This window comes from Paenibacillus sp. FSL H8-0259 (assembly GCF_037963255.1).
Lineage (GTDB): Bacteria > Bacillota > Bacilli > Paenibacillales > Paenibacillaceae > Paenibacillus_AQ > Paenibacillus_AQ phytohabitans.
The window spans coordinates 4,722,990-4,742,052 of the sequence record NZ_CP150147.1; the positions used below are offsets into that span (position 1 = coordinate 4,722,990).

The window sequence follows — 19,063 nt, forward strand, 5'->3', positions numbered from 1 at the left end:
AGGTGTAAATGGAGGGTAGACATGAGTATTGAAAAAGATCGGATCAGTACGGCGCAGATGGTAATCCTCGGACTTTTCACTTTTATTGGGGATATGGCCCTAGTCTACCCGGCAGCCATGACTGCTGTAGCTCATCAGGATGCCTGGATTGCTGCCCTGATCAGCATTCCGCCGGGAATCGCATTGGTCTTCCTGTTCGTCACTGTTGCGAATATAAATCCGGACAAAAACATTATTGAGCTCAGCCAGCAGATTCTGGGGAAGTGGATTGGCAGTGCGGTAGGCGTATATTATCTGTTCTTCTTCATCATCGCGGCCTCTACCTATGTCAGAGAGATCGAGGACTTCATGTGTACTCAGATCTATGAGGGAACTCCGGGCGGTGTCATCCGGTTCATGAGTATTGTTATACTTGTCTACGGGCTGCGTCTGGGCCTTGAGACGGTCGGCAGAGCGGCTCAGGTGTTTTTTCCGCTGTTCGCTTTATTCCTCGTTTGCCTGATGGTGCTCTTATTTCCGCAGGTCCAGCTGGAGCGAGTCCAGCCCATTCTGAATACGCCTTTTCCGGATATGCTGCATGCTGTCTTGTTCGGCGTGTTTTATCCGTTTGGGGAATTATGTGTATTTTTCATGGTCTATCCCTACACCCGCAAGAGCCGTAAGATCAACCGGGATATCTTCCTTGCCCTCATCCTTGGGGCGCTGGGTCTGAATCTGATTCTGTTCCTCTCTTTGACCGTTCTCGGCGTCTATTTCTCAGAGCATAATTTCTATGCAGCCTATATCCTGGCCCAGAAGATTAATATAGGCAACTTTCTGCAGCGTCTTGAAGCATTGATGGCTACGGCGTGGATTATCACAACCTATTTCAAAACAGCGCTCTACTTCTATGCCTTCGTTCTCGGAACCGCCCAGTTATTCAAATTAAAAAGCCACCGTCCGCTTATCTTCCCTGTGGCCTTCCTGATCTACGGACTCTCCCAGCTCATCGCCAAGAACTTAATATTCTATGTAAAAGAGATCCCGGACTACTGGGTAGACTGGGATCTCACGCTTTCGCTCGTGCTGCCGCTGATTATGCTGATTGTATATAAAGTGAGACAGCGTACGGCTGCCTCATAAGCTGTATAGCTATAGGCTATGCCCGCCTCAGAAGTACAGGCCTGTATACTCGAAGTAGTCAAAATACGCCGCCTTCGCCTGCTGGTCCAGATCCTGGGCGCAGATTCCGGCATAAGAGCCGGTGAAGCCCAGCTTGCCGCCATGCTCATCCGAGAGGGTGCCGAAATCAAGCGGCGTACACATCGCCGTCCAGACCTCCCCGTCCGGTGAAGCGTAGAACATAATATCTCTGCCGTTAATCTCTGCCTTCAAATAGTAACGTTCCCAGTCCTTCACCGAAATCTGCATGGAGGAAATTTCCCCATATTTGCCGGCCTGACACATTACGACTCCTAAAGCTACCCCTCTGAGTTCATCCGCCGTTACACGCAGATAATAGTAGTCCTTGTCATCATAGTAGAGCACCAGTCCGGCCATCTGCATGAAGCTGTCCGGCTTGAATTCCAGGCAGGTAGTTACGGTGCAGGCGAAATGCTGAATCGGCCTCCCGATCAGACTCTGGTCAAACAGCGATGCCAGGGATTCCCGGCCGCGCAGCCGCAAGAAGCCGGGACGCTCCTGCAGGCTTACCCACGACTCCTCGAACGGCACGCGCAGACTCTGGTAAGGATAACCCAGCACGTGGCCGTCAAAATCATCGCGCTCCGGCAAGGCATCAAACGGGTGCGGGGGAAGCTCCGGCGCTTCGGTCCGCAGGGCCGGCAGCTTCCCGCCATGCGCCAGGCGCAGCCAGCCGTCCTCGGTCCAGACGCAGTGCTGGATCGCCGTCTCCCGGCCCAGCGGATTCAGCTTGCCCGTACCCGGGATCGGGCGGGTGCACAGATGAGCCATATACCATTCCCCGGACTGCGTCTCCACCAGTGAGCCGTGCCCTGCCTGCTGGAAGGCATAGGTCAGATCATGAGCCGTAGTCATGACCGGGTAATCCGGATCGGTCTCATAAGGTCCGGTTAGGCTGCGGCTGCGGGCCATCGTGACCATATGATTCACTCCGGTGCCCCCTTCAGCAACCAGCAGATAGTAGTAATCTCCGCGCTTGTACAATTGCGGGCCTTCCGTTACACCTGTCGGAGTCCCCTTGTATATTTCATGAATAGGGCCGGTCAGCCTGCCGCTTTCATGGTTATACTCCTGCATCACGATGCCGGAGAAATTGCTGTGATTCTGCCGGAAATCCCAGCGCATATTCAGCAGCCATTTGCGTCCGTCACTGTCATGAAACAGGAACGGATCGAACCCGCTGCCGTTCAGCCGCACCGGCGGGCTCCAGGGCCCTTCAAGACTGGTAGCCGTAATCAGGTAGTTATGCAGATCCTTATACACACTGGAGCGGGACTTCACATCCGTAAACAGCAGGTAGTACAAGCCGTTGTCATAGGATAGTGCCGGCGCCCAGATGGAGCCGGAGCTTCCGTTGCCGCGCAGGTCCACCTGTGAGGTCTCGGTCAGCACACGGGTGAGCGTATGCCAGTGCACCAGATCACGGGAATGATGAATCTCTACACCGGGGAACCATTCGAAGGTTGAGGTTGCGATATAATAATCATCGCCCACCCTAAGGAAAGACGGATCGGGATGAAAGCCGGTCAGCACCGGATTGACAATGGTTGGAGCCATAAATGTTACCCCCTGGTTAATGTAAGTTACAGATTGGATTGCACCGATTGGATTCTTAGAAGAACCCCTGTTTTTATTGTAGCGCCCGGGAGAACAGAAAGTTATAATGGGTTATAATAAAATGTTTGTATTTTGTCATGTTGGAGGCATCAGCAAAGCGTTATGAAACAGCTATTCGAACCTGTTCTGTTTGCGAACCGGCAGTCTCTGATCTGGGACTACCGCATCTATACCGACGATCATTACAAGGGATATTACCACTGGCACCAGTGCTGTGAAATCATGTTCGTGCACGGCGGACAAGGCAGCATTGTGGTCAATCAGCAGATGTATGATATCCGGCCGGGCATGCTTTTCTTTTTCCAGCCGTATCAGCTGCACCGGATCTATTCGGAAGTTTCACCTGAGTGTCCATTCGTACGCACGATCTTCTATCTAGACCCCCATATTGCCGAGAATCTGCTGCAGGGCTTCAGCAAGCGCAAAGCGGTCTTCTCTGCTCTCTGGCAGGGGAGCAACCCGTATTGCGGCTTTGATCTCGGGGACCGGGTTGAAACCATAGAATGGTTCTACCAGAATTACAATGAATTAAGGATGAAATCGTCTGAGGAAGACCCTGAGGATATCTCGATGCTTCTCCTGCAGCTGCTCAGCTGTCTCGGAACAGGCGAGCAATCGCTGATCCATACCGGAGAACGCCGGAATCTCCGCTATTCGGAGCAGATCATGAACTGGATTGAGGCTCATTATCAGGAAGAGGTTAATCTGGATCAGCTTGCGGAGGAGACTCATCTGTCGAAATCCTATGTATCGCGGATCTTCCATCAGGAGACAGGCGGCCGGCTGGTTGACTATCTCACCGCCCGGCGGCTCAAGCAGGCCTGCCGGCTGCTCGGAACGACCGATATGCCTGTGGAGCAGATCGGCATTGCCGTCGGATTCCCGAACGCCTCCTATTTCAATCAGCTGTTCAAGCGGGTCCTCGGGACCACTCCGCTGAAATACCGGAAGGGGAACATGTAGATAGATGACAATATAACGATATTTCTTCATATCAAAGTGCAACTTTCCATAATCATAGGACGCTATACTGAGGCCATATTCTAATTAATGGAGGCATCAGTGATGAGTACAGCATATTGGCAGGAAGTTATGAACCGGCTGGATACGAAGGTTACGCGGATGATAGAGCAGATCGGCGGAAAATCTCCGCATTTCGCCGGAGAAGACGGTAAGTTCGATGATATCGCCTCCGACTGGTGGACGACCGGCTTCTGGCCGGGGATGCTCTGGATTATGCATGATATGACCGGCAAGGACCACTATAAGAATGCGGCCTGGCACTGGGATGAGACGCTGGAGCAATGGTTCGTTAAGCCGACCGTGGAGCTGCATCATGATGTTGGTTTTCAGTTCCTGCCTACAGCCGTAATCAAGAACGTTCTGACCGGGGACGAGGATGGCCTGCGCCGGGGCCTTGAGGCCGCTAACTTCCTGGCCGCACGCTATAATCCGGTTGGCAGGTTCATCCGCGCCTGGAATGAGGACAAACACGGCTGGGTGATCATTGACTGCATGCTGAACATCTCCCTGCTGTTCTGGGCAAGCAAGGTGACTGGCGATCCGCGCTATAGACATATTGCGGTCAGCCACGCGGAGACTGCGATGCAGTATGGTGTGCGTGAGGATGGATCGACCAAGCATATCCTCTCCTTCGATGCCGAGACTGGCGCATATATCGAGAATTTCGGCGGCCAGGGCTATTCCGCAGAATCCTGCTGGAGCCGGGGAGCAGCCTGGGGACTGTACGGATTCATTAATACTTACCGCCACACCGGGGATGAACGCTTCCTGAATACTGCGAAGCGGATTGCCCATTATTTCATCTCCGCCCTTCCGGAGGATCATGTGCCGTACTGGGACTTCCGGCTGGCAGACGACAAGCGGATGTTCCGAGACAGCTCCGCCGCATCGATCGCTGCTTCAGGCTTGCTGGAGCTGGCTGACATCGTGCCGCTAGGCGAGAAAAGCCTCTACGCAAATGCCGCGGAGCGGATTCTGCGTTCACTGACCGAGAACTATGCCACCTGGGACCAGCAGGAGCATGAAGCGATTCTGCTGCATGGTACAGGCAGCGGCGACTCCTTCATCGATGTATCGCTGATCTACGGCGACTATTACTATGTCGAAGCCGTCGCCAAGCTGAACGGCTGGAAGCACCGTATTTTCTAGTCTGCGTATTGGATAACAACAAACAACGGGCCCCCGCATGCTGGGGGACCCGTTGTTTGTTGTTTAGGATGCGCAGCATAACAACCTGCTCACTCTGTCTGGCAATTGGACTTCACGCAATTCTTTCGGAGGTTAACTCAGCTTTAACTGCTGCGTCCAATACGCTCCGATAAATTAGCACCATTACTGTGCCGTATGCGTCCACGCTCCAGTAATCTCGAACTGTGACGTAATGTTTAAACAAAATTGCTTTCTTTTATTCGAACATTCATTCGTATATAATTATTTAAACACCAACTAAAGGAGACTAAATTAGTGAACTCAATTGATTTAATTATTTTAAATTTCAATGAAGTACGAAGAAGAAGTATTAAAGTTTGGACATCTATTCCTCAAGAAAAACTAATATGGAAACCGGATAACGAAGCAATGACTTGTATAGAGATGATTAGGCATGTTCTAGAAAGTGAATATTATTATCATCTCGCTATCCATAATCGAGGCAGTCTGGAGGTATTTGATTCTCCTTTCGAAAAACAACCTTTTTCTACCGTCAATGCGGAATTGAAATTTGCAGAACCATTTAGAAATCACTTCTTAGAATCTATTAAGTTATTTTCTGAAGAAGATTTAACAAGCATTAAAATTGATCGTTCTGATTCAGGTTATATAAGAAGTTTGGGTGACATGTTGCTAAGAGTCGCATATCATGAATCAGTCCATACCGGCCAATTGCTGGATTACTTAAGAACGGCAAACATTCCAAGAGTACGTGTTTGGGATTAATCTATCTCACAGGTGTAATCATTAAGGTGATACGCCTTTTCTTTTTTTAGTTACTACGCATTTTGCGTCTACTCTGCCTTTGGGAGAGAAGGGCTGCATCCCCTCTCTGTCCCTGCATCTTCGTACGGCGCAACAACCAAAAATTAAAATTTAGTGGAAACAAATACATTAATTAGATAAAATAGTTTGGAGGTGATTTTTATTTTAGAAAAATACATAGGTTTGTTTCTATTTCTAGCAATTATCTTTTTAGTAATAGTTTTCAATAAGTTTTTAATATGGTGGATAAAGGCGACCCTAGTGGCTTATTATTCTGTTATTTCCTATTTCTTTATCATAACCAGAAACAAAATTGATAGAGATTATAAGAATATTCATCCTGTACCAGATGCATATTGGGATATAAATACATACTGGTTTAATATTTTTCAATCTTTGTATTTCTTTCCAACCGTAATAATTCTTCTTTTTATCTATTACAAGTGGTTTACAGGCGTTAGAAGTGAGCAGGCTAAATTTTGGGTTGTGTTAAGTTTAATTCCCGTTGCCATTATTATTTTGTTCTTTGCTTTTATATTTTCATTTTCATACGGGTACAGATCATGAGGTTTGTACTTTTTTTATTGCATAGTTTGCGTCAACCGTGGATCAAATCGGTCTTTGAAATTAAAGTGTTGGTAGCATCAAGCCCTTTCCTTTTTAGTTCTTAACCGTATCATTCTTCAAAGAGTCGTTTGAGTATGGAAGAGATACACCGGTCTGTAATGGCTTCCAGACGTTTAAGTTGCTGATGGTAGACCTGAGTGTCATAAACATCGGTATGATTTATTAAATCCTTGATTTGTTCTTGCTTCAAAACAACGAATGTCGCTCTTCTTTAATTGCGTCAATCTTTGTGCTTTTTTCACCAGACGCTGGGCAATACTTAATAATTCCCCCATTCCACTTGCCCCTGTTCTTTTTTCCAATGACTTCCAGACTCTGCTTCAGAATATTTCAATTTGAATGAGTTCAAATTATGAATGAGTTCCTTATATAAACAATTTGATTAGTCAGGAAAAGGATACAGTATGATCAAAATTCCTGATTTTGAATTATACATATATCTGATGGGTATCACCGGGATCGTCATGCTTTTGAAAAAAAACAGGCTATAGCATGCGACTTCCGTCTCATATCATAGCCTATTTTCTCTTGATAAATAACATATCAAATCTAGGGATTTCAAAGTACCTGGCAAAGGGTTAGTCCTCTGTTATACCACTTCGATGTTGTTATCCTTCTGAATAATGAGATCCACCCCATAATCTCCAGCAGCTTTGGTTATTTCAGCCTTATACCTTTGCGCCCGGAATAGATGACCTAAGTATTTCTCAAATTGAACACCTTCCACCTTGTCAATGTCAGAAATATTTACTAAATGGTAGGAGCAGGTAGTTCGTCTATTTTCATACGGAGTAAACTATAAGGCTTCTGCCGCAGGTCATTTCCATAATGAAATCTTGCCTGTCGATTTAATTGGTTCACGATGAAATATAAGTATTGATCTGGACCAATAGAAAAAGTATCCGGCCATAAAATTCTCGGATCATGTGCGATGGTTTCCATTATTCCATTCAGAAATATCTTTCGAATACTATTGTTTTCATAGTCTCCAGCGTAAACGTTTCCTTTTGCATCGGTGATCATTCCATCTGAAGCACCTTTTTCTCCCCAATACTTCACGTAGTACTGTAGATTCGTATCCGGTATCGTTCGGTCTCTTAGGGCTTCCGTTGAAATCGAGTACAGCTGACGACTGGAGAGAGGACAAAAATACAACATCTTGCCGTCCGGGGAAATCGCTATGCCATCGGATGCCAATCTAAAGGGTGAGGTAGATCCGTCTTTGTTTCGATTCATCAGGATTTCACCTTCAACTTTTGGTAAGAGACAGAGATCGGGCGAAGTTGAAATTGCTCCGTTTAACCGTCTCCAGGCATAACCGGTTTCTAAATCAACGACAATAATAGCACCTGGTCCTCGGGAAGACGAATCCGTTATATAAGCATAACCTGCTTTACCTACACGAAAATCAAATCGGACATCATTCAGATAAGTGGTCGGCAGGACAACATCTTCCGTAAATGTATATACACTTCTTATGGTATTTGAGTTTAAATCTACAGCGACTAACTTTGCTCCCCCTTTGATGGGTTCTGAGAAATTAGGAGCTCCTGTATCCAAAACCCAAAGCGTACCATTTCCATCAGCAACGACACTTTGGACACTAATGAAAGACGTCGAGATATCGAATGGGCTTACTACATTAGCGTCTAAACTAGGATAAGGCTGTAATGTATCACAAACGATTTCAGCCACCGTAAATTTAACGTCGTCTCCCCATTTCGGAAAGCAAATGAAAATACGCCCGGTTTCAGAAACAGCAACGCCTGTAGGCATGGCTCCGTAAAATAAAAATACCGCCTCAAACTTACCGAAATAATTTTCACTTGGTAACATCACTTGTATAAAATCCTCCTCCACAGGTTCGAGCTGCTATCACCTATTTATATGACTGAATGTGGTTCAAGTGCCTGGATAATTAAATATTTTCACGGAATTCCCCAAAGCTTCGGATTTGAATATCACGTGCGAATAAGTTGACAAAGTGTTTTTACTTTGCTGTCTGAAGGAAGCGAGCGTGCGATGAGTTTGCTGCTGCAATATGGATTTCCGGCAATCAATTTTAGTATAAAATCCGATGCGTCGGAAAATCTAACGTTGAAGAATAAGGAGGTGATCTTATCTCAATGAATACGCCAACACTAGCGCCGCACGAATCGATGGAACTTCATGAAGCCTTAAACTTTAAAACGCTCTGCCTCGCTAAGTCAAAACTTATGCAAGGCTTGGTCTTTGACCAAGAGCTGAAAGCGTTAATGCAGAAAGACGTAATTCAATCCATACAACAGATCTCCGAGCTGCAAACAATCTATGCAAGAGCTCCTTTCCAAGCGCCTGTTCCGAATAGCCCGACACCTATCACACATTAAAGGGGAACGCCAATGAATGCGGATTATTTAGACCCGATTAATTCACTAAATATGCCGGAAATGGCAGACATGACTTTTGCAATGGACTTCCTTCTTCGTGCCAAGGAAGGTGTACGAAATATGTCCATCGCCCTAACGGAAGCGGCTTCTCCGGATGTAAGAGCGCTGCTGCACAATCATCTTAAGCAGGGGATTGCAATGCACCAGGAAATTACAGAGCTCATGATTCGTAAAAAATGGTTCCATCCTTACGAGCTTAACGAACAGTACCAATTAGACCAACTTTCAGCGAATAACACGGTGATGATCGGGCAGATGAATTTGTTCCCGGATGATACGTCACGTAAAGGGATGTTTGACCGTACCCCAGATGAACATATTGGAGGACATAGAGCATGAAGGCTGTAACGTACCAAGGGATTAAAAATGTCGTGGTCAAAGAGGTACCGGATCCGAAGATTGAGAAACCGGACGATATGATCGTAAAGATCACCAGTACCGCTATTTGCGGTTCTGACCTTCACCTTATTCACGGGATGATCCCTAACCTTCAGGAGAACTATGTCATCGGGCATGAACCGATGGGGATCGTAGAAGAAGTAGGCCCCGGCGTGACAAAGGTTAAGAAGGGCGATCGTGTGATTATCCCGTTCAACATCGCGTGCGGAGAATGCTTTTTTTGCAAAAATCATCTTGAAAGCCAATGTGACAACTCAAATGAACACGGGGATATGGGCGCATATTTTGGCTACTCCGGAACGACCGGCGGATACCCTGGAGGGCAAGCCGAATATTTACGGGTTCCGTTTGCAAATTTTACCCACTTCAAAATTCCCGAAAGCTGTGAACAACCGGACGAGAAGCTAAGCTTGATCGCTGATGCCATGACGACGGCGTTCTGGAGCGTAGATAATGCCGGCGTAAAAAATGGAGATACAGTCATCGTGCTTGGCTGCGGTCCGGTTGGACTTCTGGCCCAGAAATTCTGCTGGCTGAAAGGAGCAAAGCGGGTCATTGCCGTCGACTATGTCGATTATCGCTTACAGCATGCGAAGCGAACGAACAATGTGGAAATCGTAAACTTCGAACAGGATAAGAATATCGGCAACACTCTCAAGGAAATGACCAAAGGCGGCGCCGATGTCGTAATTGATGCTGTAGGAATGGACGGCAAGATGAGCGATCTCGAATTTCTAGCCAGCGGTTTGAAACTGCAGGGCGGCACTATGAGCGCATTTATCATTGCATCTCAGGCTGTCCGCAAAGGCGGAACCATCCAAGTCACTGGAGTATACGGTGGGCGCTATAACGGATTCCCGCTCGGCGATATCATGCAGCGCAACGTGAATATCCGTTCCGGACAAGCTCCGGTCATTCACTACATGCCGTATATGTACGAGTTGGTTACTTCGGGCAAAGTTGACCCTGGAGACATTGTTACGCACGTCATTCCGCTCAGCGAGGCCAAGCGCGGCTATGAAGTGTTCGATACGAAAATGGACGATTGCATCAAAGTCGTCTTAAAGCCTTGAATATGGAGAGATATATGGGAGGACAGTCCAAATGAATTCCAATTATGCTTTGCATGAGATGCTGGAGGTTCATGAGATAGCTGCGTTCAAGACCGTTTGCTTGACCAAATCCAAAACTATGCAAGCTCTGGTAACCGACCCGGAGCTCTTACAAATTTTGCAGCAAGATGTGCAATTATCACAGCAGCAGCTTCAGGAGCTCGGTGGAGTTCTGTCTAAAGTGAACCTATAGGAGATGATAGCATGAACCCAATCTTAGAACACATGACAGGGCTTCATACGTTAACCGACGACGTGATCGCAATGGATTTTCTGATGAACGCAAAGAGCGGGGTCAGAAACTACGCTATGGCCGTGACCGAATGTGCCACCCCAGAAATCAAGCAAATTTTGATGAAACAGCTCGACGAAGCCATAGACTCCTATGAAAAAATATCAATCTACATGATAGAGCGGAACCTTTACCATCCTTACCATATTCCAGAGCAAATTCAACTCGATCTGAATAATATTCAGACCGCTATGAACATTCCGTCCTGACACCGTATTCGTCCCCGACAAAACGCGCAAAACCACTATGGTTCAGGCGCGTTTTTTGATTTAAGCCGAAGACATTAGACTCTGTGAATCTCTGTTCTCTCGTCTACCCTTCTCTATTGGTATTCTTATGTTGCCAATCAATTGTGATTTTAATATACTCAATCCCCCTTATGAGATGGTTTGCAAAATATGAACGATTTCCCCCTCCATATTGGAGTTGTCTATCATCTTCAGGTATTCGGGTTTTAGCAATTGATACTGCTTCATGTGGTGGTAATCCATAATTGCTTGTTTCAAGGTGATATCATACTGAATCGAAAATGATGGCTCGATAAAGCGCCGCAGCACAGCGTCATCTTGAACCATAAACAATACGGCATTCAATCTGTTGAAAATCTGTTGCTCCATTCCGGATTCAAAAAAAGCTTGTAAGTTTTTATTCCGATTGTTCAGGACAACTGACAGATTTCTGACATCTATAGCCGTGAGTTTCTTGACGGGAGTGTTCTTCATGGCTGAGTTCCAGAAGAACGTTGCTTAGAGGCCTCAACGCGGAATATCGCTTTAAGGGACTGTCCCAAAAGTAGTTTTTCTACGAGTAGAGGCAAATCCTTCTCATTTTCAAAACCGTTCAAAAGAGCAACAATTCTCCGGTCACTGGAGAATTGTTGCTCTTTGTTTTTGGTCATTTGCAGCTTGCTTCAATAGAATGTGCGCAAGCGAAAGCCAACCGACCTCAAGCGTCACTTTTTCCATGCCGCATCGCCAAAAGCGCCGGAAGCCCCGGTTATTCTTCAGTTGTCCAAATACACTTTCCGGTTCCGTCATTCGGCGTACAGCCAGAGCATAGCCTTCCTCGCTTCGCAGGATGTCCCGAGCCTGCTTCTGGTACCGCAGCCTCTCCAGACTGACAACCACTTCCCGATTTCCTGCAGCCTTGGTGCAGCGTTCCTTCAACGGACAGCCTTCGCAGCTTTGGCTTCGGTAATGACGTTTCCGAATTTCATATCCACTCTCTAAGAGTTCCATACTTTCTTTGCGAAAATGCAGCATGCGTCCGGTGGGACAGGTCCACCTGTCTTCGGCTTCGTCGTACGTCCAGTTCTCAATCTTTTCGACATTCTCTTTCCAAGCTTTGCTCTTTTCTTTGTGGTAGCTGCCGTATTTTACGACCGCCTGAATCTCTTCCTTTTCCAGGTAGGCGTAGTTTTCTTCACTGCCGTAGCCTGCATCCGCAATCACCGTTCTGGGAAGTTCCCAGGATCTGCCGCGCCTTTTCCATATGTGGCTGTAAACAACGGATGTCCGTCGGTCTCGGGTGTAGACTGTAGGCTAAAATAAATTGGTTTTCCGTTCCGATTTGTATCCGCATGAAAGTCGCATCCGGGTCGGTCTTGCTGAAACTGTTCCGGTCCCCTAGCAGCTTTTGGTAGTGTTCGTACTTTAGTAATCGGGGCAGTAAATCCTTCCGAAGCTTCCGAACGGCTTTTTTCAGGGGTTTATCTTTGGGTTTGTCCAGGAGCTTAGACTCCAGCCCCCGGGTCAGGGTTTCCAGCTTCTCACAATTCATCTCGTAAGATTCACCGAGCTCGGTGAGGTCCTTTCCCTGGAACTCCTGTTCTTCTTGGTGCTCTGCCACTTGCCGTCCACAAAATAATGCCCCAGAGACACATATTTTTTGTCAGCCAGAAACTGAAGCACGGCGGTAAATACCGTTTCGAGGACATTTCTCATCCGCTGGGAACGGAAGCGATTAAGAGTGCGAAAGTCGGGTCGCTGCCGTCCGGCCAGCCACATGAAGGGAATGTTCTCCCGTACCGCTTTGGCGATTTGGCGAGACGAAACTATTCGCTGAGTGTAAGCGAAGATAATGACTTTGGTGAGCATTTTAGGGTGGTAGCTGTCACGGCCGCCACCAGGATAGGCAGCGTCAAAGATGGAGTCGTCCAGTCGATTGACGGCTGTGTTAACGAGCGCGATCGAGGTGATGTTCCGGAATGTCTTCTTCCAGATCCATTGGCAAACAAAGTTGGTCCATGGTATATTGAATATACAAAAGAAACCTCTCCTTTGAAATGGTTGGTCGCACTTCCATTTTACCAAAGAAAGGTTTCTTTTTTTATGATTTTTAGAAGGATTGTCGTATATTTCCCGCTTAAACAGCGGAGAGGACGGACTGATTGTGGAAAAGCGGTAGCGGTCGCCTTGGTCTCCGGATTTTCACCGCTAAGGGAAATGAAAAAAATCTGGAGAGCACAGCGATTGGAACAACGGTCCGTTCGCGCAGCGTCCTCACCTAGCGCAACCGTCTATCCGACTCTAAAAACAATGGGCGTCCCAGCCATATCTTGGCTTTTGGGACAGCCCCTTTCATCGGTTATGAGTAGGCCGCATTTATCGCGGCGCCTCTTTCTTCTGCTCTGGTTTTCGTGAACCCTTAAAGGTAGATGAAAGTAAGACCAACAGGCTGCCAAATGCGATCCAGATTAAGACGAATGTCGGATGATTCATACTCAGGCCTTGTCCAAAGAACAACAACTCTCGTAGCCCATCAACCATGAAGCGCATCGGCAGCCATGACAGTATCCAATCACGGTAAAACAGAGATAATAACTCTGGCGCGGAACTAAGGAGTGGAGCACCGAAGAACAGCAACAACACAAAAATAATCATGCCTTTTAACCCAATCCAGGAGAAAACAGCAGCTATCATGAGGAAAAATGCTAAATAAGCAATTGCCAAGAATAAAGCGGTATCCGTGAAATGAGGAGTGTGTACGCCCCATCTTCCAGCAAACCAAGTGAAGCTAAAGCCAGCTGCCAAAGCAATGATTGCTCCCCAAAGGAATTGGACTATATTCGCCCGAAGCCGATCATTACGATTGACGTAATTTTGTTTATTTTTGACAAGCAAGAAAATTACGTTTCCGATTAGACAGGCCATCCACAAGGGTTGTAACATCAAAACCGGTGAATTCCCGTTTGCACTATGCGTACCGGTTGCATTCACATTGATGATTTCGCTAACGATTGGCGAAGCTAAAGCAGCGGCTTGTTTTGTCGAGAGCATAGCGCCCTTCTGATCAATAGCCGCTAATAGCTCAGCACACAGCTTCTTATTTATAGCATCAACCGCGTGGTTTAGCATTTGCCCTGCCACACTAGATGCCGATGCATTCATACCTTGGTTGATATACATCTGCATCCGGGGTGAAGAAGGGTCCAGCGTCATAAGTGATGCCTGCTTCTCGCTGAAATCCTTGGGAATCACCAATGCAGCATAATATTCTTGGTTATCGAGTCCTTCCTTCGCTTCCACTTCACTACCAACTTCGATCCATTTGATCGCCAAATCTCCATCCGAATTTGCCAAGATTTCTGACTGAATATCAGACACTATCGTCTCGCCTATATTTACTTTTGGAGCCGTTAAGCCTTGATCCTCATTCACAATGGCAATGGGCAAGTTATGTGGAGCAGGATTGATGCTAGGAATCATAGCCAGACTAAAAATGAAGATGACTGCAATAACGATAATGGGTAATGTAACTATTAGTTTGTTTTTTAATAAGCTCATTTGTTTTCATCTAATCTCAAAATCTACTGTTCGAATTCTTTCGTTTTTCCACAGGCAATATGGCCTCGATTACGTCCCAATGCTCGGCGATTTTCCTGTCCTCAACACGGAACAAATCGTAGAAAGCAGTAGGTTCACCATCAAATAGACCTTCACTCGCTGTAAGCACAAAATCGCCTTGTCCGATAACCTGATGAACCTGAGTATATTGAAACTCAATATTCTTCGCCTTAAGACCCTGCAATGCAGCACCGAGGCCGGAAAGGCCATCTGCAATATGTGGACTATGCTGAATGTATTGATCTCCGGCAAAGTAAGAGGTAAGCAGGTCCGGGTTCTTCCCAAGCAGTATATTCTCGACATAGCTTTTGACAACTACTTTGTTCGCATCAGTCTTGTCGATATCCTTAATCATGACCGGTCCGTCAATCATCGTATGATGACTTGGTGTCTTTTCTACCCGATCTTGCAGATTGTCCCAATGTTCAACGATCAGTCCATTCTCAAAACGGAAAATATCAAAGCCAATTTTAGGTCCAAAAAAATCATATTCGGAATGAAGGGCAACATAATCTCCATCGGCTAAAATGCGCTTAATGCTCACCTTTGTACCTATCTCCTTTAAATGATCAAGTGCACCAAGCATGGCTGCACGGCCATTGGATAAGGCAAGGTTGTGCTGAACATATTGATCCGGATGAATGTAATTCGTAATCGCCTTGGGATTACCGCTCTCTAAACTTTCCAGCACTGCTTTAGCCTTTAGAACTAACTCATTTTGATTGTTTAATATCATTAGAATATCCTCCTTATTATCTCAACAGTTACCTTACTAGGCCTAACAATAAATGGTATTCACCTCTTTCAATCACGAGTTTATAGGCATTAGATAAATAATGAACGTTATGTTGTTTATTTATCTTTCGCTCATTATAATTAAGATGAACTTTACGTTCAATATTCAATATTTTTTGTTTTGAGGGATAACATACAATTCATATCACTTTGTCGCTTAACGACTCTAATTTAATATAGGAGAGCGAAAATAATGAACAAGAAAACCGATCTAAGAATACTGCGCACTAAACAATCGATTCGAATGGCGTTTATTGCGCTTATTCAAGAAAAGGGATATGAAGCAATAACAATCCAGGATATTGCCGATCGGGCTATGATCAATCGAAACACCTTTTATCTCCATTACGAAAATAAACCTGACTTATTAAATACCTATATGGATGAGTTATTGGGCGAATTAAAAAATGCAGTCATTCTTTGTCCAATCAGCATGAATCCTTACAATATTTCTGTACTCGAGACAATCATGCAAACTATACTGGAACACATTTCGCATAACACCTCTTTTTACTACGCCATGCTAATTGAAGAGAATAGAATCTATCCATTCCGCGCAAAAATGGAGAAAATCATTAAAGATAAACTAAATGAGGGGTGGAATCCGACAGCGGCAAATTTCTCTTTAGTGCTGTCCAAGGATTTGCTATTCGAATACCTTGTATCGTCTTTCATGGGGATTATCATTTGGTGGGTTAAAAACGATCTGTCTATTCCTGCGGGTGAAGTTGCTTCTCAGTTCAGCAGACTCGTTGCCTATGGACATTTAAAAGCTACCGGCATCGCCTTCGAGGAATAAAGTAAAGTTGCTCTGCTCGGCGACAATCGATGACCCTTCTTTTAACGACTTTGTACCGGAGAGCCAGTGGTGGACCAATGATACTGAGACGCCAAATCGCTCAAAGCCTATCTGCGTTTCGGCTGACATGATTAATCAATGCCTGCCGCTAAACCGTTTAATCGCTTCCTCGGTCACCGGTTCGAAGAGGTTTACCAGGTTGCCGTCGGGATCACGGAACAGCATAGAACGGTCCCCCCACGGCATCGTGGTCGGTTCTTTTACCCAATCATAGACAATTGGCTTCAAGCGTACGTATTCGGCTTCGACATCGTCGACGCGGAACTCGATGATGACAGTGTGATTGCTCGCTGCCACTACGAAACCCGCGCCGAATAGCTGCGCCGTTTGGGAGTGGCCGATTGCCAGGGTACATGCCGGCATAACGAGTTCGGCAAAAACAGGCGCGGGGTGCACCGCCGAAACACACAGGACTTTTTCATAGAACTCGGCGAGACGATTCACATCTTCGGTAATGATGCGTACAGAAGCAAAATTCACAAAATACCCTCCTTCCTATACTCCTTTATGTTTACATACCCGATAATAAAACAACGCTACTGACAGCCTTATGTCAGTAGCGTTCTGAAATTTTTCGGGCTTCCTCACGAATCTTATTCCGGAATGATTCAGGCTCCAATACGATTACACCCGCTGCTCCTCCAGCCACAAGACCGCCGTCACTCCGCGCGGATAATATTTGCTGCCGGTAATCTCGCCGGAGATAATCTGGTCGCTCCAGCTCCAGATCGAGAGCTGCGGATGCGTAAGCCAGGTTACATGTGCCGAATCGGCTGCATGGCCTTTGTCCTCCCACTCCAGACCAAGAATTTGTCTGGCGATGAACTGGCACAGATAAATCTTGCTCAGCCAGCTGTTATTGCTGGTGGAGGAGATTTTCCAGCCGCCGTCTTCGAACAGGCACACCCCTTCAACAAGCACAGCCTGCAGATGCGTGTCTAGCGCCGCGATGTATTCGCCGAACCGCCCCCCGCGCTCCAAAGCTTCCTTGCAGCCGGTGAAGTAAGGGAACACGAGGCCTTCAATCGCCGGAATAATCTTCGAGTCATTGCCTTCTCCGATTACAGCCGGGATATAGCCGCCCTCGGTAACACTGCCCACAATGGTTGCTGCGCAGAGCTCTGCCTGTCTGCCGGCAGTCTGTGACAGCTCCGTATTGCCGTTATCGCGGAAGATCTTCTCCATCGCCAAATACGCTGCCCAGCATTTACCCGCCAGGTAAATATTGTTGCGCGCCTGGCCCAGTGACACATCCAGACTGTCGTACGTAGTAATCTCCGCGCCGCCCATTGTCCGCGAGCTGTCGAGGGCCATCACACCGTTTCGTTTCGCCGGGTCCGGATGATCCCGGTTCAGCATACTCTGCAGGCAGCTCTCCAGCACTGTAAGGTTGCGTTCCATCCAGCTAAGGTCACCTGTATGCTCCAGATATACCGCCGCTGTAAGAATCCAGTTTACCAGCTGCTCATGGGTCATATGCGAGAAGCAGCCGTCGATGCCGTACAGCTCATATGAGGAATACCCTGGACGCGAGACGGCATTGGCTACCCCCATATCATGGGTGAAGCTGAGCCCGCCCGGATATTCGGCCACGTCTCCCGGGAAACGGACAGTATCCACATAGCTGTACCGGTCCACGAACATATCCAGCTCATTGCGTACGGTCCACGGATTCATTTTCAGCTCATAGAATAGCTGATCCACCGTAAGATCGAATGTGTTCATCATCCGGTATTCGCCTTCGTTCACGACCCAGAACGGCTGGGCTTTGTACTCCAGCAGCTCGGTTGAGCCATAATAACTGCGTATGGCATGTGCCAGCATAAATGTCTGGTCTTCGCTGAGCCCTGTTCCTTCCAGCATGGAGTTAGCCTGCACTGCCTGCTGCTTCAGCTGATCGAAATGGGACAGCGCATATTCCGCTACCGCCTCTACATTACTGTAATAGCGGTTATAGTAATAACCGGCGTCCATTCCCGAGGTTACATAGCCGGACCGGTGGAAGCAGACTGCGAACCGGTAGACCTTGCGCTCTCCTGCGGGCACATCCATAACCAGAGCTCCAACCTGGCCCAGTCCGAAGGTCCAGTTCTCCTCCAGCTCCGTTGTCAGAATATCCTCCATGGTGAAATGCATAGCGGACTTGACACTCCCCTGTTCCGCTGCTATCGCCAGGAACCGCCCCTGGCCGACACCGGTCAGCTCTGCCTGGCTGCCCTCAAAGCGTCTCAAAGCGTTATACGGATCATTCCCCTGGAAGCCGAAGAAGGCCCGGCGGACAGAATCGCCCGAAGTATTGTCAACCTCCAGCTCTACCAATACCGCAGGCAGCAGCACTTCCTTGAGCTCCGCATCTGCAGCTGTTTCCGGGTCCGGAACCGGCCGGACCGGGGAGAGAATACGGAAGGTCAGATCCCCGGCCTGCCAGCTGTCCGTAGCCAGCCGGAAATCGCGGGTGATCTCTTCGTCCGCGTAATGATAAAGAATCTGCGGTTTATCCGGGTTCGGATCAGGGTTCTCGATGTCATAGCGCTTACTCTCATCGTCACTGCCCTGCTCATGGAAAGGCAAGGTATCGAAGCCGCGGCCATCCTTGCGTTCCAGGCCAATATATATATTCTGTCTCGGCGGCTTACCCGCTTCCAGGTCAAAACCGCCGGACGCTCCCTTAAACCCCAGAGTGAAGCTGGAAAATGAACCAATCGGTGAATGATGGGCATTAAAAAACTGATTTGTCGGCATATCGTAAATGCACTCCCTCCAGGCTGTGGCCCGGCAGTACCGGGCTCATAGCTCTATGTTAGCGCCGGCCCGGCTTATGCAACAGGCGTAAAGCCGCCAATTATTTGGACAAATCAATCGGACGCGGCGGCCTATGCTATAATAGAGCCAACTTTTAGTGAAAAAGA

19 protein-coding genes and 2 pseudogenes are annotated in these 19,063 nt (G+C 47.3%); 10 read left to right on the forward strand and 11 right to left on the reverse strand.

What is annotated here, in order from left to right; translation table 11 throughout:
* Positions 1-21 precede the first annotated feature (21 nt).
* Positions 22-1,122 carry an endospore germination permease gene (locus NSU01_RS20205; protein WP_042137997.1) on the forward strand — a complete coding sequence of 367 codons (1,101 nt, stop codon included), beginning with the start codon at positions 22-24 and terminating at the stop codon, positions 1,120-1,122.
* 27 nt (positions 1,123-1,149) lie between these two features.
* On the opposite strand, the gene NSU01_RS20210 is transcribed toward NSU01_RS20205, so the two are convergent.
* A complete protein-coding gene (locus NSU01_RS20210) occupies positions 1,150-2,739 on the reverse strand; it encodes a glycoside hydrolase family 43 protein (RefSeq protein WP_042137999.1) in 1,590 nt (529 codons plus the stop codon).
* Between the two features lie 162 nt (positions 2,740-2,901).
* Between NSU01_RS20210 and NSU01_RS20215 the strand changes: the two genes are divergently transcribed.
* The 3 genes from NSU01_RS20215 (at position 2,902) to NSU01_RS20225 (ending at position 5,757) form a co-directional block, all read left to right on the forward strand.
* Positions 2,902-3,762, forward strand: coding sequence for an AraC family transcriptional regulator (locus NSU01_RS20215; protein ID WP_076246845.1), 861 nt, complete (start codon positions 2,902-2,904; stop codon positions 3,760-3,762).
* Between the two features lie 102 nt (positions 3,763-3,864).
* A complete protein-coding gene (locus tag NSU01_RS20220) occupies positions 3,865-4,971 on the forward strand; it encodes a glycoside hydrolase family 88 protein (protein WP_076246847.1) in 1,107 nt (368 codons plus the stop codon).
* A gap of 315 nt (positions 4,972-5,286) precedes the next feature.
* The gene (locus NSU01_RS20225) at positions 5,287-5,757 is read left to right on the forward strand and encodes a DinB family protein (protein ID WP_042138005.1); all 471 of its coding nucleotides are present in this window, start codon (positions 5,287-5,289) and stop codon (positions 5,755-5,757) included.
* A gap of 806 nt (positions 5,758-6,563) precedes the next feature.
* On the opposite strand, the gene NSU01_RS20230 is transcribed toward NSU01_RS20225, so the two are convergent.
* The 3 genes and pseudogenes from NSU01_RS20230 to NSU01_RS20240 form a co-directional block, all read right to left on the reverse strand.
* Positions 6,564-6,725: a hypothetical protein gene (locus tag NSU01_RS20230; protein WP_179093589.1), complete on the reverse strand. Its 162-nt coding sequence runs from the start codon at positions 6,723-6,725 to the stop codon at positions 6,564-6,566.
* A gap of 305 nt (positions 6,726-7,030) precedes the next feature.
* Positions 7,031-7,168 (reverse strand): annotated as a pseudogene (locus NSU01_RS20235) (restriction endonuclease); the annotation flags it as partial.
* A 5-nt stretch (positions 7,169-7,173) separates the two neighbouring features.
* Positions 7,174-8,259 carry an L-dopachrome tautomerase-related protein gene (locus NSU01_RS20240; protein ID WP_179093592.1) on the reverse strand — a complete coding sequence of 362 codons (1,086 nt, stop codon included), beginning with the start codon at positions 8,257-8,259 and terminating at the stop codon, positions 7,174-7,176.
* 290 nt (positions 8,260-8,549) lie between these two features.
* On the opposite strand from NSU01_RS20240, the gene NSU01_RS20245 reads away from it, so the two are divergent.
* Genes NSU01_RS20245 through NSU01_RS20265 form a run of 5 tightly spaced genes read left to right on the forward strand, consistent with a single transcriptional unit; the run spans position 8,550 to position 10,864 of the window.
* On the forward strand, positions 8,550-8,792 hold the full coding sequence (locus NSU01_RS20245) for a hypothetical protein (protein WP_042138009.1): 243 nt from the start codon (positions 8,550-8,552) through the stop codon (positions 8,790-8,792).
* Positions 8,793-8,804: 12 nt separating this feature from the next.
* Positions 8,805-9,191 (forward strand): spore coat protein, encoded by a 387-nt coding sequence (locus NSU01_RS20250; protein ID WP_042138011.1) that lies wholly within the window; start codon positions 8,805-8,807, stop codon positions 9,189-9,191.
* Positions 9,188-10,324, forward strand: a complete 1,137-nt coding sequence (locus tag NSU01_RS20255; protein ID WP_042138013.1) for a zinc-dependent alcohol dehydrogenase — start codon at positions 9,188-9,190, stop codon at positions 10,322-10,324. The genes NSU01_RS20250 and NSU01_RS20255 overlap by 4 nt, the downstream gene beginning before the upstream one ends.
* 31 nt (positions 10,325-10,355) lie before the next feature.
* On the forward strand, positions 10,356-10,556 hold the full coding sequence (locus tag NSU01_RS20260; RefSeq protein WP_042138015.1) for a hypothetical protein: 201 nt from the start codon (positions 10,356-10,358) through the stop codon (positions 10,554-10,556).
* Between the two features lie 11 nt (positions 10,557-10,567).
* Positions 10,568-10,864: a spore coat protein gene (locus NSU01_RS20265; RefSeq protein ID WP_042138017.1), complete on the forward strand. Its 297-nt coding sequence runs from the start codon at positions 10,568-10,570 to the stop codon at positions 10,862-10,864.
* 168 nt (positions 10,865-11,032) lie between these two features.
* Here NSU01_RS20265 and NSU01_RS20270 read toward each other — a convergent pair.
* The 5 genes and pseudogenes from NSU01_RS20270 to NSU01_RS20290 all read right to left on the reverse strand — a co-directional run.
* Positions 11,033-11,311: pseudogene (locus NSU01_RS20270) on the reverse strand (TetR/AcrR family transcriptional regulator); the annotation flags it as partial.
* Between the two features lie 207 nt (positions 11,312-11,518).
* Positions 11,519-12,106 (reverse strand): transposase, encoded by a 588-nt coding sequence (locus NSU01_RS20275; protein ID WP_256703983.1) that lies wholly within the window; start codon positions 12,104-12,106, stop codon positions 11,519-11,521.
* A gap of 324 nt (positions 12,107-12,430) precedes the next feature.
* The gene (locus NSU01_RS20280; RefSeq protein WP_256703991.1) at positions 12,431-12,751 is read right to left on the reverse strand and encodes a transposase; all 321 of its coding nucleotides are present in this window, start codon (positions 12,749-12,751) and stop codon (positions 12,431-12,433) included.
* Positions 12,752-13,258: 507 nt separating this feature from the next.
* The gene (locus NSU01_RS20285; RefSeq protein WP_076246852.1) at positions 13,259-14,440 is read right to left on the reverse strand and encodes an ABC transporter permease; all 1,182 of its coding nucleotides are present in this window, start codon (positions 14,438-14,440) and stop codon (positions 13,259-13,261) included.
* Between the two features lie 16 nt (positions 14,441-14,456).
* Positions 14,457-15,236, reverse strand: a complete 780-nt coding sequence (locus tag NSU01_RS20290; RefSeq protein ID WP_076246854.1) for a nuclear transport factor 2 family protein — start codon at positions 15,234-15,236, stop codon at positions 14,457-14,459.
* A gap of 252 nt (positions 15,237-15,488) precedes the next feature.
* Between NSU01_RS20290 and NSU01_RS20295 the strand changes: the two genes are divergently transcribed.
* Positions 15,489-16,094 (forward strand): TetR/AcrR family transcriptional regulator, encoded by a 606-nt coding sequence (locus NSU01_RS20295; RefSeq protein WP_076246856.1) that lies wholly within the window; start codon positions 15,489-15,491, stop codon positions 16,092-16,094.
* 135 nt (positions 16,095-16,229) lie between these two features.
* Here NSU01_RS20295 and NSU01_RS20300 read toward each other — a convergent pair whose 3' ends face one another.
* Together NSU01_RS20300 and NSU01_RS20305 are read right to left on the reverse strand one after the other, a co-directional pair.
* Positions 16,230-16,634, reverse strand: a complete 405-nt coding sequence (locus NSU01_RS20300; RefSeq protein WP_076246858.1) for a VOC family protein — start codon at positions 16,632-16,634, stop codon at positions 16,230-16,232.
* A 144-nt stretch (positions 16,635-16,778) separates the two neighbouring features.
* Positions 16,779-18,896 carry a glycoside hydrolase family 52 protein gene (locus NSU01_RS20305; RefSeq protein WP_042138027.1) on the reverse strand — a complete coding sequence of 706 codons (2,118 nt, stop codon included), beginning with the start codon at positions 18,894-18,896 and terminating at the stop codon, positions 16,779-16,781.
* Positions 18,897-19,063: the final 167 nt, after the last annotated feature.